Below are 15160 nucleotides of genomic sequence, written 5' to 3'. Positions count from 1 at the left end.
AGTCACTGCAAAACTCAGATCATTTCACAGCCAATCCGGACCCCCAGCGAGCTGCTAGCCCCTGGCTTAAGTTCCACCAGGTCGTCCCAAACATTCGCCGTCTCGATGCACAGCATTCGTTGCCAGCCGTCATCGGCCATGTCCGGCAACTCCTTGGCCCGCTCGATCCAAGGGTTCCAGATCACCGCCGAGCGTGATCCACTGCTGGTCAAGGTAATCCGCCGGTTCCAATGTGGGTCGACAATGCTCAATTGCGGCGGGGTAGCGAGATAGATGCGGTCGGTCTCCCCGGCAAAGCCCAGCGCGCCTTGCTGCTGGCGCTGCTCCCAGTCAGCCAGGGTCTCGATGTAGCCCAGCCCCTCAACCCCTTCGACCCGCGCCTGACGCACGTCACTGACCGCAAAGTAGCTGTGCAGGGCCTGGCTGATGGTCACGGGGGTATTGCCCATATTCCGACTGGTCAGGCTCAGCTTCAGGTCCGCGCCCAGTTCCACCACCAGCTTCAGCTCGACGTCATGCGGCCAGCCAGGTAGGTCACCCTGCGCTTCTGGCAGCTCGAATTCGATGCGCAGGCCGTCGCCCGCTTCCTCGATGCCCAGCAATTGCCAGTCGCGTGCGCGCGCTAGGCCGTGGGCAGGCGCCTGTTCACCGTGGTACATGGCCTGTACGACCGGGGGATTGCGCTGCAGGTTGCCGAACCACGGCCAGCACACCGGCACCCCGGCGCGCACCGACTTACCTTGGCGGAACATGGCCTGGTCACTCAGCCACAGCAGCGGTGGTTCGCCGACCCGCTGGTAGCTGAGGATCTGCGCGCCCTGCTGGGCGATCAGTAAGTCGGCGTGGTCGCTGCTGATACGCCAGCAGTTGAGTTCGCCATGTTGCTCGGTTACGACCTGGTAGGTAGCCATTGCGTTGATCTCATTGATTGCCAGTGGGCCTTGGACCCGGGCACATGCAATGAGTTTACCGCCGGCGTGGCTCAGCGACGAGGTACGGAGCGGGTGCGGCCACTGCCGTCGATGGCGACGAAGACGAACACCGCTTCGGTGACCTTGCGCCATTCACTGGAAAGCGGGTCGTCGCTCCACACTTCGACCATCATCTGGATCGAGCTGCGACCGATTTCCAGGGTCTGGGTATAGAACGACAACTGCGCGCCCACGGCGACCGGTACCAGGAAGGCCATGCGGTCGATGGCTACCGTAGCAACGCGCCCACCGGCGACGCGGCTGGCCATGGCGGTGCCGGCCAGGTCCATCTGGGCGACCAGCCAGCCGCCGAAGATGTCGCCAAACCCGTTGGTCTCGCGCGGCAGTGCGGTGATTTGCAAGGCCAGGTCGCCTTGCGGGATTGGATCTTCTTGTTCGAGCTCAATCATGCGATGGGGCCTCTGACCCGTGACGCTTTCGTTGGTGTGGCGCAAAGGCCGGGTAAACGATTCAGCTTGAAACATACTACGCCGATTTCGTTTCACTGGGCGGCCGTAGGGAAACTCTGCGAAACCGCCTGACAATAATGACCGGCGTTTTCGCACAACATCCCACGTTAGGAGCAACCTTTTCCTACGAAGCGCCAGTATATAGAGCATAACCGCCAGCGACGACCGCGCATTCATGAATATCCACAAGGTTTTTGTATCGCTTTCGGCGCCGCTCAGCAATTTGCTATCTTCGCCTGTGGTTCAATCCAGAAGCCGCGTGCCAAGCGGCCTGCATGCCCTACAAAGAGAACAATCAGCGATGACTTCCGTGCCGAGCAGTATCGAGCAGCCCTCGCGGCCGCTGACCCGCAGTGACTACAAAACTCTCTCACTGTCCGCCCTCGGCGGCGCGCTGGAGTTCTACGACTTCATCATCTTTGTGTTCTTTGCCACGGTGGTCGGCAAGCTGTTTTTCCCCGCCGACATGCCCGAATGGCTGCGCCTGATGCAAACCTTCGGCATCTTCGCTGCCGGCTACTTGGCGCGGCCGCTGGGCGGCATCATCATGGCTCACTTTGGCGACCTGCTCGGGCGCAAGAAAATGTTCACCCTGAGCATCTTCATGATGGCGCTGCCGACCCTGATCATGGGCTTGCTGCCGACGTATGCACAGATTGGCATGTGGGCGCCGGTCCTGTTGCTGCTGATGCGGCTGATCCAGGGCGCGGCGATCGGTGGCGAGGTTCCGGGCGCCTGGGTGTTCGTGTCCGAGCACGTCCCAGAGCGCAACACCGGCTACGCCTGCGGCACCCTCACGGCCGGGCTGACTGCGGGCATCCTGCTTGGCTCGCTGGTGGCGACCCTTATCAACAGCGTCTACAGCGCGGAAGAAGTGGCTGATTACGCCTGGCGTATCCCGTTCCTGCTTGGTGGTGTGTTTGGCCTGTTCTCGGTGTATCTGCGCCGCTGGCTGCACGAAACCCCAGTGTTCGCCGAGATGCAACAGCGCAAGGCGCTGGCCGAGGAGTTGCCGCTGCGCGCGGTGCTGCGTGACCATCGCGGCGCGATCATCCTGTCGATGCTGCTGACCTGGATGCTGTCGGCTGCCATCGTGGTGGTCATCCTGATGACGCCGACGTTGCTGCAGAGTATTCACCACATCAGCCCGACCGACGCGCTCAAGGCCAACAGCCTGGCAATCGTGCTGCTCAGCCTTGGCTGTATCGGCGCGGGCAGCCTGGCCGACCGCTTTGGCGCGGGGCGGGTGTTCGTGATTGGCAGCCTGCTGCTGCTAGCGTCGTCCTGGGCGTTCTACCACAGCCTGGCGGCACGGCCCGAATTGCTGTTCCCGTTGTATGCGATAACCGGCCTGTGCGTGGGCGTGATCGGCGCGGTGCCTTATGTGATGGTCAAGGCGTTCCCGGCAGTAGTGCGCTTCAGCGGGCTGTCGTTCTCGTACAACGTCGCCTACGCGATCTTTGGCGGGCTGACACCGATGGTGGTGACTGCGCTGCTGAAGGTGAGCCCGATGGCACCTGCCTACTATGTGGCGGGGTTGTGTGCCGTTGGTCTGCTTGTGGGCCTGTACCTGCTCGCCAACAAGCGCTGATCTGCGCCAAGGCGGCCGGCCTCTTCGCCGGCGCGCCCGCGAAGAGGCCGGACCTATTTTCAGTGATGGCCTTTCATCCAATTGTCATATTCAAGTCATATCGTGTTCATGCGGCCTACCGATACTTGGGCCCGTTCCATCCGACACCCCAATATTCCTGCTAGGAGCAAGGCATGAAACTGAAGCGTTTGATGGCGGCCCTCACCTTTGCCGCCGCTGGCGTTGCAACCGCCAACGCGGTAGCCGCCGTCGACCCTGCGATCCCGACCTACACCAAGACCACCGGTGTTTCGGGCAACCTCTCCAGCGTAGGTTCGGACACCCTGGCGAACTTGATGACGCTGTGGGCCGAGGCTTACAAGAAGGAATATCCGAACGTAAACATCCAGATCCAGGCTGCCGGCTCCTCCACCGCACCACCCGCGCTGACCGAAGGCACCGCCAACCTCGGCCCGATGAGCCGGAAGATGAAGGACGTCGAACTGCAGGCCTTCGAGCAGAAGTACGGCTACAAGCCGACCGCCATCCCAGTCGCTGTAGACGCCCTGGCTGTGTTCGTGCACAAGGACAACCCGATCAAAGGCCTGACCATGGCCCAGGTTGACGCTATCTTCTCTTCTACCCGCCTGTGCGGTGGCAAAGCTGACGTCAAGACTTGGGGTGACCTGGGCGTGACCGGCGACCTGGCCAACAAACCCGTGCAGCTGTTTGGCCGTAACTCGGTATCGGGTACCTACGGCTACTTCAAGGAAGAAGCCCTGTGCAAAGGCGACTTCAAGCCTAACGTCAATGAACAACCTGGCTCGGCTTCGGTCGTGCAGTCGATCAGCTCCTCGCTGAACGGCATTGGCTACTCGGGCATCGGTTATAAGACCGCCAGCGTCAAGACCGTAGCCCTGGCTAAGAAGGAAGGCGGCGAGTTCGTTGAAGACAACGAAACCAACGCCCTGAACGGCACCTACCCGCTGTCGCGCTTCTTGTACGTCTATGTCAACAAAGCGCCGAACAAGCCGCTGGCCCCGTTGGAAGCCGAGTTCGTCAAGCTGGTGCTGTCGCAAGCTGGCCAACAGGTCGTAGTGAAGGATGGTTATATCCCGCTGCCGGCCAAAGTCGTCGACAAGACCCTGGCTGACCTGGGCCTGTCCCACGCTGGTAATGTCGCAAAAAAGTAATTAACTGAAGGGGAGGCCGGTGCAACTGCCCGGCCTCTTCCAAGCATTTTCGGTCCGAAGCCAGGTTCCCTGTGCGGCGGGCTTTCGCGCGTCACCACTTTGTAATGTTTTTGTCACACGGGACCGCTAGGGTGTGCGCATGAATGATCTGGCCAATTCCAACATGACCCAAAACTCCCAGCCCGTGCGGATTGACTTCAATACGCCCGAGTTGCAACGCAAGCGCCGCATACGCGCGCTCAAGGACCGCCTGACCCGCTGGTATGTACTGGTAGGCGGGCTTGCCGTATTGGCGGCAATTACCCTGATCTTCTTCTACCTGGCCTACGTGGTGCTGCCACTGTTCCAAGGCGCCGAGCTGACCAGCAAGAAAGCCCTGGAACCTACCTGGCTGCAGCAGGATGCCGGCAAGCCGCTGATGATCGCGCTTGAAGAGCAGAACCTGGTGGGGATGCGTGTTTCGGACAAAGGCCAGGCACTGTTCTTCGATACCAAGACCGGTAACGAGCTCAGTCGTGTCGACCTGCCGGTGCCGCCAGACACCCAGGTCACTTCGATCAGTGCCGACCAGCCGGGTAGCTCGCTGGTGGTGCTGGGCTTGTCCAATGGTCAGGCACTGGCGTTCCACCACACCTACAAGGTCACCTACCCGGACAACAACAAGACCATTACCGCGGGTATCGACTACCCCTACGGCGAGCAGCCGTTCGTCCTCGACGAACAGGGCCGTGCGCTGGAGCATGTCAGCATCAACGTCAATGGTGACACTTTGGTGCTGGCGGGTTCCACCGGCGCGCACCTGCAGGTGGTCGAGCTGACGCGTACCGAAAACATGATGACTGAAGAGGTCACTACCGAGCAGAAGCGCATCGAACTGCCGCAGATGACCGAGACGGTGAAAAACATCTTCATCGACCCGCGCCAGCAGTGGCTGTATGTGATCAACGGGCGCGCCACCGCCGACGTGTTCAGCCTGCGCGACAAGAGCCTCAACGGTCGCTACAAGCTGTCGGAAAGCGCCGACACCGAAATTACTGCCACCGCCCAGTTGGTCGGCGGTATCTCGCTGATCATCGGTAACTCCAAGGGTGGCCTGGCCCAGTGGTTCATGGCCCGTGACCCGGATGGCGAATCGCGCTTCAAGCAGATTCGCACCTTCCAGATGGGTACGGCGCCAATCGTGCAAATCGATGCCGAAGAGCGCCGCAAGGGCTTCGTCGCCCTGGACGCCGAGGGCAAGCTGGGGGTGTTCCACAGCACCGCCCACCGCACCTTGCTGGTCGAGCCGGCTGCCGAAGGCCCGGGCATCTTGGCCCTGTCGCCACGCGCCAACCGAATCATGATCGAAGCGGGCGGCAAGCTGCTGCCGCTGAGCCTGCGCAACCCGCACCCGGAAGTGTCCTTCAGCGCGCTGTGGGGCAAGGTGTGGTACGAGAACTACGACGAGCCGAAATACGTTTGGCAATCGACCGCTTCGAACACTGACTTCGAGCCCAAGCTGAGCCTGTCGCCGCTGACCTTCGGTACCCTGAAGGCGGCGTTCTACGCGATGATCCTTGCGGCCCCGCTGGCCATTGCCGCAGCCATCTACACCGCCTACTTCATGGCCCCCGGCATGCGTCGCAAGGTCAAGCCGGTGATCGAACTGATGGAAGCGATGCCTACAGTGATCCTCGGTTTCTTCGCTGGCCTGTTCCTGGCCCCTTACCTGGAAGGCCACCTGCCAGGTGTGTTCAGCCTGTTCCTGCTGATGCCGATCGGCATTTTGCTGGCCGGCTTTACCTGGAGCCGCCTGCCAGAGTCGATCCGCCTGCGCGTGCCGGATGGCTGGGAGGCGGCGATCCTGATCCCGGTCATCCTGTTCACCGGCTGGTTCGCCCTGACCATGAGCCCGCATTTGGAAAGCTGGTTCTTCGGTGGCGATATGCGCTTGTGGATCACCAACGACCTAGGCATCACCTACGACCAGCGCAACGCCCTGGTAGTGGGCATCGCCATGGGCTTCGCAGTCATCCCGAACATCTACTCCATCGCCGAAGACGCCGTGTTCAGCGTGCCGCGCAGCCTGACCCTGGGCTCGCTGGCCCTGGGTGCAACGCCGTGGCAAACCCTGACCCGCGTGGTCATCCTCACCGCCAGCCCGGGTATCTTCTCGGCGCTGATGATCGGTATGGGCCGGGCGGTGGGTGAGACCATGATCGTGCTGATGGCCACCGGCAACACCCCGGTGATGGAGCTGAACCTGTTCGAAGGCATGCGCACCCTGGCCGCCAACGTGGCCGTGGAAATGCCTGAATCGGAAGTCGGCGGCAGCCACTACCGCGTGCTGTTCCTGGCCGCGCTGGTGTTGCTGATGTTCACCTTCATCATGAACACCTTGGCCGAGCTGATTCGCCAGCGTCTGCGCAAGAAATACTCGTCGCTTTGATAGAAAGGTAGCGATCCGTGAAAAAGGATTCCCTCAAAGGCTGGTTCAAGAGCGGCGCCCCAGGCGTCTGGATGAGCGGCGGCGCAGTGGCCATGGCAGTGATCATGACTGTCGGCCTGCTGGCGGTAATCGCCGTGCGCGGCCTGGGCCACTTCTGGCCGGCCGATCTAGTCCAGGCCACCTACAAGGTGCCAGGCCAGGCTGATCTTGTCGTCATCGGCGAAGTGGTGCAAAAAGAAGAGGTACCTCGTGCCCGCCTGAAGGGCGCCGGCCTGCCGGTGCCTGACCAAGGCCCGGAGTTCATGACCCGCGAGCTGGTCAAGGTGGGTAACCGTGACCTCAATGGCAGCGACTTCACCTGGGTGGTTGGCGACTGGCTGGTCGACGAACAGCGCCCGGCCGACCTGATTGCCCTGGAGCGCCGCGAGTGGGGCAACTTCTATGGCTACCTGGTCAGCGTCAAGGAGCAAGGCCGCGTGGTCGCCGAGGGCCCTGCTGCCTGGAACGAGTTGCAGGCCCGCCTCAAGCGTGCCAACCAACTCAACAACGAACTGCAAAGCCTCGAAAAGACAGACATCGGTGCCATCAACCATGGCCTCGAGCGCCTGCGCCTGCATGCCCGCAAGCTGGAGCTGGACGGCAAACTGGACGCCGCCGCGCAAGCCGACATGGACGCCGACCGCGCGGAGCTGAACAACCGCTACAAGGCCATCGAAGCGCGCCTGAGCGGGTTGCACCAGGCCTTCGCCCGCGACAGCCTGGTGGCCCGAGATGGCAATGGCCGTGAAGTGGAAATCAACCTGAGCAAGGTGGTGCACGCCATCCAGCCGAACGCCATGTCGGGTTTCACCAAGCTGGGCACCTACTTCACCAAGGTTTGGGAATTCCTCAGCGACGACCCACGTGAAGCGAACACCGAAGGCGGTATCTTCCCGGCCATCTTCGGTACCGTGATGATGACCCTGATCATGGCCGTGATCGTCACCCCATTCGGGGTGCTGGCTGCCGTCTACCTGCGCGAGTACGCCAAGCAGGGCCCCGTGACCCGGTTGATCCGCATCGCCGTGAACAACCTTGCCGGTGTACCGGCTATCGTCTACGGCGTGTTCGGCCTGGGCTTCTTCGTCTACGTGCTGGGTGGCTCGATCGACCGCTTGTTCTTCCCCGAAGCCCTGCCGGCGCCAACCTTGGGCACTCCGGGCCTGTTGTGGGCATCGTTGACCCTGGCGTTGCTGGCAGTACCGGTGGTGATCGTGGCCACCGAAGAGGGGCTGGCGCGTATACCGCGTACCGTGCGCGAAGGCTCGCTGGCCCTGGGCGCGACCAAGGCCGAGACGTTGTGGAAGATCGTCTTGCCCATGGCCAGCCCAGCCATGATGACCGGCATGATCCTCGCCGTGGCCCGCGCTGCCGGTGAAGTGGCGCCGTTGATGCTGGTGGGTGTGGTGAAGCTGGCGCCGTCGCTGCCGGTGGACGGCAACTACCCGTACCTGCACCTGGACCAGAAGATCATGCACCTGGGCTTCCACATCTATGACGTCGGTTTCCAAAGCCCGAACGTCGAAGCCGCGCGGCCGCTGGTATATGCCACGGCGCTGCTGCTGGTATTGGTGATCGCGTCCCTCAACCTCTCGGCGGTGTGGATCCGTAACCACCTACGCGAGAAGTACAAGGCCCTCGACAGCTGATTGAAGCTTTATGTCACAAGCGGCAAGCGCCAAGCAGATTGCCGCTTTGCCCTAACTTGCAGCTTGCAGCTTGCAGCTCGCAGCTACAAACGGAGTGAGACCATGCAGCAAGACTCCCATACCCACGGCATCGACATGTCTGCCCTGGGCCGCAACAAGCAAAGCCTGCGCCTGGCCGAAGAAACGGTGGCCATCGAAGTACCTGGCCTGAGCCTGTTCTACGGCGACAAGCAAGCTTTGTTCGACGTCAATATGAACATCCCCAAGCAGCGCGTGACCGCCTTCATCGGCCCGTCCGGCTGCGGCAAGTCGACCCTGCTGCGCACCTTCAACCGCATGAACGACCTGGTTGACGGCTGCCGCGTGGAAGGCGCCATCAACCTGTACGGCAACAACATCTACCGTAAGGGTGAGGACGTGGCCGAGCTGCGCCGCCGGGTAGGCATGGTGTTCCAGAAGCCCAACCCGTTTCCCAAGACCATCTACGAGAACGTGGTCTACGGCCTGCGAATCCAGGGCATCAACAAAAAGCGCGTGCTCGACGAAGCGGTCGAGTGGGCCCTTAAGGGCGCAGCCCTATGGGACGAGGTCAAGGACCGCCTGCACGAATCGGCCTTGGGCCTGTCCGGTGGCCAGCAGCAGCGCCTGGTCATTGCCCGCACCATCGCCGTGGAACCTGAGGTGCTGCTGCTCGATGAACCGTGCTCGGCACTGGACCCGATCTCGACCCTGAAGGTCGAAGAGCTGATCTACGAATTGAAATCCAAGTACACCATCGTCATCGTGACCCACAACATGCAGCAGGCGGCCCGTGTTTCGGACTACACCGCCTTCATGTACATGGGCAAACTGATCGAATACGGTGACACCGACACCCTGTTTACCAACCCGGCGAAGAAGCAGACCGAAGACTACATCACCGGTCGTTATGGCTAAGAGCGCCTTTGGCGCAGCTGCAAGCCTCGAGCTGCAAGCTGCAAGACAAAGCGGTTAGCGCGGAGCCAGGGAACGACACGAACCACTTGAAGCTTGCAGCTAGCAGCTAGCAACTTCGCGGAGCGACAGCATGATCAACAAAGAAAGCCTTACGCACCACATTTCCCAGCAGTTCAACGCCGAGCTGGAAGAAGTGCGCAGCCACCTGCTGGCCATGGGTGGGCTGGTAGAAAAGCAGGTCAACGACGCCGTTACCGCACTGATCGAGGCCGACTCGGGCCTGGCCCAGCAGGTGCGTGAAGTCGACGAGCAGATCAACCAGATGGAGCGCAACATCGACGAGGAGTGCCTGCGCATCCTCGCCCGTCGCCAGCCGGCGGCGTCCGACCTGCGCCTGATCATCAGCATCTCCAAATCGGTGATCGACCTGGAGCGCATCGGTGACGAGTCGACCAAAATCGCCCGGCGCGCCATCCAGCTGTGCGAAGAAGGTGAGTCGCCACGTGGCTACGTCGAGGTGCGCCACATCGGCGACCAGGTGCGCAACATGGTCCGTGACGCGCTGGACGCCTTTGCCCGCTTCGACGCCGACCTGGCATTGTCGGTGGCCCAGTACGACAAAACTATCGACCGCGAATACAAAACCGCGCTGCGTGAGCTGGTGACCTACATGATGGAAGACCCGCGCTCAATCTCGCGGGTACTGAGTGTAATTTGGGTCCTGCGTTCGCTGGAGCGTATCGGCGACCATGCGCGCAACATCTCCGAACTGGTGATCTACCTGGTGCGCGGTACCGACGTGCGCCACATGGGCCTCAAGCGCATGACGGCAGAAGTGCAGGGCACTGCGCTCGCCGACGGCGAAAAGGCTAATGTTCCGGGCGAATCTGACGATAAGTAAGGTTGCTCCCGAGCATCGACGCCCGGCCTTGGCCGGGCGTTTTCGTTTGCGGTCGAGGAGCCGGCAGGCACCCGCGAACGATGTGAAGAGGTCCCGGCGTGACCAGGTTGTAGCAAATAGCCATTATTTGGCAGTAGGCGAGTCGGGATTCAGAAGGAGTATCGATGAGTAAAGTGAATGTGCTGGTCGTGGATGACGCCCCGTTTATCCGTGACCTGGTCCGTAAGTGCCTGCGCAATGCCTTCCCGGGCATGGCCATCGACGACGCGGTCAACGGGCGCAAGGCCATGGCCATGTTGGGCAAGGAAGCGTTCGACCTGGTCCTGTGCGACTGGGAAATGCCGGAAATGTCCGGCCTGGAACTGCTCACCTGGTGCCGGCAGCAGCCTGCGCTGAAGAACCTGCAGTTCATCATGGTGACTAGCCGTGGTGACAAGGAAAACGTTATCCAGGCGATCCAGGCGGGCGTTTCCGACTTTGTTGGCAAGCCGTTCACCAATGAGCAGTTGCTCACCAAAGTGAAAAAGGCCCTGACCAAAATCGGCAAGCTCGACAGCCTGATGGCCGGCGGCCCGGCCCGGATCAATTCGGCGTTCGCCAATGACTCGCTGAATGCCCTGACTGCCGGCAAGCCCGAAGTGGCCAAGGTGACGCCCCCCGCAGCGGCACCGGCGCCGTCCAAGCCAGTGGTTACTGCACCCGCGTCAGCCGCCCCCGCGCCGGCTGGCCGTGGCCAAGGCCAGTTGCGCCTTGCCAGCGGCATGCAGCCGTGCGTGATCAAGGCGCTGAGCCTGAAAGAGGCGTTGCTGGTGGTACGCCGCGGCGAAGCGCTGCCACAGGTGCTGGAAGGCGCCGTGCTGGACCTGGAGCAGGGCGAGAGCGCCGAAGTCGCGCGCCTGAACGGCTACCTGCATGCTGTTGCGGCACTGGAGCCTAAGCCCGACAGTGATTGGCTGCAGCTAACGTTCAAGTTCGTCGACCAGGATGCCCAGAAGCTCGACTATCTGTCGCGGCTGATTGCCCGTGGGACCGCGCAAAAGCACTTTACCCCTGGCGGCTGAGTAACGGCCACTGGACTTATCGCCGCCAAGCCACCCACAGGTACAGCGACAACCGCTGGCCTTGTGCACTTCCTGTGGGAGCTGGCTTGCCGGCGATAGGGCCGGCCCTGCTGATGCCATCCGACCAACTGCAATACCCGCCGCAAAACCCGCTGCTAGGCTTCGACAGATCTCAACTGTCAAAAAGCCACTATCATGCCCGCCCGCCTGCTGCTGTTCTGCGCATTGCTCATGGCCTCGGCGTCGAGCCTGGGTGTGACCCTCTACAAGATCACCGACGATTCCGGTGTTATCTCCTATTCTGACCGGCCTGGCCCCGGCGCCAAACCTTTGGTGCTGCGTGAACCCATGGTCGAAATGCTCGAAGGCCAGGTGCTGTTGAACGCGAAAACCTTCGATGGCGGGGTCAGCTTCTCAGCACGTAATGAACTGCATGTGCCGGTGGAGGTGGAATTGCGCCTGGACAACCTGGTGAACGCGCAAGGCGGCGATTCGCCGCGCATGGTGCGCCGGGTACTGCCGCCGCGCACCACGCAAATGCTCAGCGTGCTCAGGGGGCGCCCCGGGCTGCTGTTGAACTACCGCTCGACCCTGCTGCAGGCCATGGGTGACCCCAGCAAGCGGCCACTGGGCTTTCGCTATGCGTTCCCTTGGCTCGGCGGGCCGTTCCGTGTCACCCAGGGCCCCAATGGCCGTATCAGCCATTTTGGGCCCAAAGGCCGTTATGCCATGGATATCGCCATGCCTGAAGGCACCACCATCATTGCCGCGCGAGAAGGCGTGGTGGTGAAGACGGAAAACAGCCAAAGCGGCCGCGCGCCCAACCCGTCCGGCAACTTTGTGAGGGTTCTGCACGCGGACGGCACCATGGGCGTGTACCTGCACCTGATGCGCGGTTCGGTGGTGGTGGCGGAAGGGCAACGAGTACGTCAGGGGCAGGTGCTGGCCAAGTCGGGTAATACCGGCAACAGCACCGGGCCGCACCTGCATTTTGTGGTGCAGCGCAATGTGGGGTTGGCGCTGGAATCGATACCTTACCGGTTCGATCGGCCGATCAGCGGGATGCCTGACTTCACGGCGGGTAACCCTTGAAATTACCGGGCCGCAAAGCGGCCCCAGAATCTCAATCCAGCTTCAGCACCTTGGCCAGCACGATCTTCGGCCCTTTCATCTTCTTGATGATGATGCGCAGCCCTTCGACCTCCAGCACTTCCTCTTCTTCAGGCACGCGCTTGAGCGTCTCGTAGATCAGCCCGGCCAGGGTTTCCGCCTCGATGTGGTCGAGGTCGATGCCCAGCAGGCGCTCGACCTTGAACAGCGGCGTGTCGCCCCGTACCAGCAGCTTGCCCGGTTGGTAGGCGAGGATGCCGCGCTCGGTCTTGCGGTGCTCGTCCTGAATGTCGCCCACCAGCACTTCCAGCACGTCTTCCATGGTCAGGTAGCCGATTACCTTGCCATCGGCTTCCTCCACCAGCACGAAGTGCGCGCCGCCCTTGCGGAACTGCTCCAGCAGTTGCGACAGCGGCATGTGCCGCGATACGCGCTCCAGCGGCCGGGCGAGATCGTCCAGGTCGATGGTTTCTGGCAAGTGCTCGAGTTCGGCCAGCTCCAGCAACAGGTCCTTGATATGCAACAGGCCGGTGAACTCCTCACGTTCGGCGTCGTATACCGGGTAGCGGCTGAACTTGTGCCGGCGCACCAGGGCCAGGATCTGCTTCAACGGCGCATGCGCATCGATGCTGACCATGTCCTCGCGGGAGTTGGCCCAGTCGACCACCTCTAGCTCGCCCATTTCCACGGCCGAGGCCAGCACGCGCATGCCTTGGTCGCTTGGGTCCTGGCCACGGCTGGAGTGCAGGATCAGCTTGAGCTCTTCTCGGCTGTAATGGTGTTCGTGGTGCGGGCCGGGCTCGCCTTGGCCGGCAATGCGCAGGATGGTGTTGGCGCTGGCATTGAGCAGGTAGATGGCCGGGTACATCGCCCAGTAGAACAGGTACAGCGGCACCGCGGTCCACAGCGACAACAGCTCGGGCTTGCGGATGGCCCAGGACTTGGGGGCCAGCTCACCAACCACAATGTGCAGGTAGGAAATGACAAAGAAGGCGACGAAGAACGAAATCGCTTTGATCAGCTCGGGTGTGTTGACACCGAAGTACGCCAGCAGCGGCTCGAGCAGGTGGGCGAAGGCCGGTTCACCAACCCACCCCAGGCCCAGGGAGGCGAGGGTGATACCCAACTGGCAGGCCGACAGGTAGGCGTCGAGCTGGTTGTGTACCTTGCGCAGAATGTTGCCGCGCCAGCCATGTTGTTCGGCGATGGACTCTACGCGGGTGGAGCGCAGCTTGACCATGGCGAATTCGGCCGCAACGAAGAAGCCGTTGAGCAGCACCAGCAGCAGGGCAAAGATGATCATGCCGAAATCGGCGAATAACGAGGTGAGGCTGATACCAGGGGAAGGGTCCATGATGGAGTTTTTACGGGGTCCGTCTTTGAGATAGAGAGAAAAAAAGTGCCAGCTCTTGCTGGCACAGGGGATCCAATGTAGCGGCTAGGACGGTAAAAGCAAAGGGCAGCGGATTCATTGGGGCTGCAAAGCAGCCCCCGAAGCACTCAACCCTTGCCGTTAGCCAATTGTGCAGGCGCAAAGTGACAGGTAAAGGTACTGCCATGCCCCGGCACGCTGCTGATCTCCAGCTTGCCACGGTGGCGCATCAGCACATGCTTGACGATTGCCAGTCCCAGCCCGGTGCCGCCGGTATTCGAAGCACGGCTGGAGTCCACCCGGTAGAAGCGTTCGGTCAGGCGTGGCAAATGCTTGGCATCGATACCCACCCCCGAGTCCTGTACCGACAGGTGCGCGCCCTGGGCATCGGCCCACCAGCGGATGCGGATACTGCCTTCGTCCTGGGTATATTTGACTGCGTTGAATACCAAGTTGGAAAAGGCACTGCGTAACTCCGACTCGCTGCCCTTCAGGCATACACCGGGCGCGGCTTCGAGGGTAATGCGCTGGTTGCGCGGCCCGGATAGGGCCTGGGCGTCGTTCTTGATCGCCGCGAGCAAGGCATCGACCGCCACCGGCTGGTTGTCCGAGGGGTAGTCGGTGGCTTCCAACTTGGCCAACAGCAGCAGGTCATTAAGCAAGGTCTGCATGCGCGAACCTTGCTGGCTCATCTGCTGCAGGGCGCGGCCCCAGCGGGGGTTCACGTCTTCGACGTTGTCCAGCAGGGTTTCCAGATAGCCGGTGATCACCGTCAGCGGCGTGCGCAGCTCGTGGGACACGTTGGCGATGAAGTCCTTGCGCATCTGTTCCAGCTGGTGGATGCGGGTGACATCGCGCACCAGCATCAGGTGCTCGTTGTTGCCGTAGCGGGTGATGTGCAGCTGCACGCGCATGCGGTCGTTGATCGGCGAGGGGATTTCTAGTGGTTCGAGGTAGTTTTCCGCCTCGAAATATTCCTTGAAACGCGGGTGGCGCACCAGGTTGGTCACTTGCTGGCCGCCGTCCTGTGGGGTCTTGAAGCCCAGCAAGGTCTCGGCGGCGCGGTTCCACCATTCCAGGTTGCCGTCGCTGTCGAGCATGATGACCGCGTCACGCAGTGCGGCGGTGGACTCCTGCACCCGGTCGATCACTGCCTGCAGGCGGCCGCGCACGCGCTGGTCGCGGCGTTGCAGGTGGTAGATGCTGTCGAACACCTCGCCCCATAGGCCGTAGCCATCGGGCGGTGCTTCATCGGGTTGGTGGTTGCGCAACCAGTCATGCAGGCGTAGCAGTTGCTTGAGGGTCCAGCTTAGGTAAAGTGCCAGGCCGATGGCCAGGCTCCAGCCATAGTAGCCGCTGACCAGCCCACCGATCAGGCAGACGGTAATCAGCAGCAGCAGGTGGCGAATCAGGGTCGCGTGCCAGTTCTGGTTCAATTGACGGTCCTTGTACAACGACGT

12 protein-coding genes are annotated in these 15160 nt (G+C 61.8%); 8 read left to right on the top strand and 4 right to left on the bottom strand.

Going from position 1 to position 15160, the window contains the following annotated elements; genetic code table 11:
- Positions 1–14: 14 nt before the first annotated feature.
- Entirely contained in the window at positions 15–911 is an 897-nt protein-coding gene (locus DV532_RS24900) for a D-hexose-6-phosphate mutarotase (RefSeq protein ID WP_056793937.1), read from the bottom strand.
- 71 nt (positions 912–982) lie between these two features.
- Complete coding sequence (locus tag DV532_RS24895; RefSeq protein ID WP_003253317.1) at positions 983–1381, bottom strand: acyl-CoA thioesterase; 399 nt, start codon at positions 1379–1381, stop codon at positions 983–985.
- A gap of 361 nt (positions 1382–1742) precedes the next feature.
- Here DV532_RS24895 and DV532_RS24890 point away from each other — a divergent pair, with 361 nt between their 5' ends.
- The 8 genes from DV532_RS24890 (at position 1743) to DV532_RS24855 (ending at position 12310) form a co-directional block, all read left to right on the top strand.
- Positions 1743–3032: an MFS transporter gene (locus tag DV532_RS24890; protein WP_056793938.1), complete on the top strand. Its 1290-nt coding sequence runs from the start codon at positions 1743–1745 to the stop codon at positions 3030–3032.
- 173 nt (positions 3033–3205) lie between these two features.
- Positions 3206–4204, top strand: a complete 999-nt coding sequence (locus DV532_RS24885; RefSeq protein ID WP_056793940.1) for a phosphate ABC transporter substrate-binding protein PstS — start codon at positions 3206–3208, stop codon at positions 4202–4204.
- A 139-nt stretch (positions 4205–4343) separates the two neighbouring features.
- A complete protein-coding gene (locus tag DV532_RS24880) occupies positions 4344–6632 on the top strand; it encodes an ABC transporter permease subunit (RefSeq protein ID WP_056793941.1) in 2289 nt (762 codons plus the stop codon).
- Positions 6633–6703: 71 nt separating this feature from the next.
- Complete coding sequence (gene pstA, locus DV532_RS24875) at positions 6704–8320, top strand: phosphate ABC transporter permease PstA (RefSeq protein ID WP_177339519.1); 1617 nt, start codon at positions 6704–6706, stop codon at positions 8318–8320.
- A 102-nt stretch (positions 8321–8422) separates the two neighbouring features.
- Entirely contained in the window at positions 8423–9256 is an 834-nt protein-coding gene (gene pstB, locus DV532_RS24870) for a phosphate ABC transporter ATP-binding protein PstB (protein WP_056793944.1), read from the top strand.
- 130 nt (positions 9257–9386) lie between these two features.
- Positions 9387–10157 carry a phosphate signaling complex protein PhoU gene (gene phoU / locus DV532_RS24865; protein WP_056793946.1) on the top strand — a complete coding sequence of 257 codons (771 nt, stop codon included), beginning with the start codon at positions 9387–9389 and terminating at the stop codon, positions 10155–10157.
- A 164-nt stretch (positions 10158–10321) separates the two neighbouring features.
- Positions 10322–11218, top strand: coding sequence for a response regulator (locus DV532_RS24860; RefSeq protein ID WP_056793948.1), 897 nt, complete (start codon positions 10322–10324; stop codon positions 11216–11218).
- A gap of 195 nt (positions 11219–11413) precedes the next feature.
- A complete protein-coding gene (locus tag DV532_RS24855; RefSeq protein ID WP_056793950.1) occupies positions 11414–12310 on the top strand; it encodes a peptidoglycan DD-metalloendopeptidase family protein in 897 nt (298 codons plus the stop codon).
- 31 nt (positions 12311–12341) lie between these two features.
- On the opposite strand, the gene DV532_RS24850 is transcribed toward DV532_RS24855, so the two are convergent.
- Positions 12342–13682 carry a hemolysin family protein gene (locus tag DV532_RS24850; protein ID WP_056793952.1) on the bottom strand — a complete coding sequence of 447 codons (1341 nt, stop codon included), beginning with the start codon at positions 13680–13682 and terminating at the stop codon, positions 12342–12344.
- A gap of 146 nt (positions 13683–13828) precedes the next feature.
- Positions 13829–15136, bottom strand: coding sequence for a phosphate regulon sensor histidine kinase PhoR (gene phoR / locus DV532_RS24845; protein ID WP_056793953.1), 1308 nt, complete (start codon positions 15134–15136; stop codon positions 13829–13831).
- Between the last annotated feature and the right edge of the window lie 24 nt (positions 15137–15160).

It is taken from the genome of Pseudomonas sp. Leaf58, assembly GCF_003627215.1.
In the GTDB taxonomy this organism is placed as follows: Bacteria; Pseudomonadota; Gammaproteobacteria; order Pseudomonadales; family Pseudomonadaceae; genus Aquipseudomonas.
This window is presented reverse-complemented; position numbering and strand designations above follow the sequence as displayed.

Bases quoted from the DNA above. Each gene is read 5' to 3' on its own strand.
- DV532_RS24855 (WP_056793950.1), top strand. From the start codon at position 11,414: ATGCCCGCCCGCCTGCTGCTGTTCTGCGCATTGCTCATGGCCTCGGCG.
- pstB (WP_056793944.1), top strand. From the start codon at position 8,423: ATGCAGCAAGACTCCCATACCCACGGCATCGACATGTCTGCCCTGGGC.
- DV532_RS24860 (WP_056793948.1), top strand. From the start codon at position 10,322: ATGAGTAAAGTGAATGTGCTGGTCGTGGATGACGCCCCGTTTATCCGT.
- phoU (WP_056793946.1), top strand. From the start codon at position 9,387: ATGATCAACAAAGAAAGCCTTACGCACCACATTTCCCAGCAGTTCAAC.
- DV532_RS24900 (WP_056793937.1), bottom strand. From the start codon at position 911: ATGGCTACCTACCAGGTCGTAACCGAGCAACATGGCGAACTCAACTGC.
- DV532_RS24885 (WP_056793940.1), top strand. From the start codon at position 3,206: ATGAAACTGAAGCGTTTGATGGCGGCCCTCACCTTTGCCGCCGCTGGC.
- DV532_RS24850 (WP_056793952.1), bottom strand. From the start codon at position 13,682: ATGGACCCTTCCCCTGGTATCAGCCTCACCTCGTTATTCGCCGATTTC.
- pstA (WP_177339519.1), top strand. From the start codon at position 6,704: ATGAGCGGCGGCGCAGTGGCCATGGCAGTGATCATGACTGTCGGCCTG.
- DV532_RS24890 (WP_056793938.1), top strand. From the start codon at position 1,743: ATGACTTCCGTGCCGAGCAGTATCGAGCAGCCCTCGCGGCCGCTGACC.
- DV532_RS24880 (WP_056793941.1), top strand. From the start codon at position 4,344: ATGAATGATCTGGCCAATTCCAACATGACCCAAAACTCCCAGCCCGTG.
- DV532_RS24895 (WP_003253317.1), bottom strand. From the start codon at position 1,381: ATGATTGAGCTCGAACAAGAAGATCCAATCCCGCAAGGCGACCTGGCC.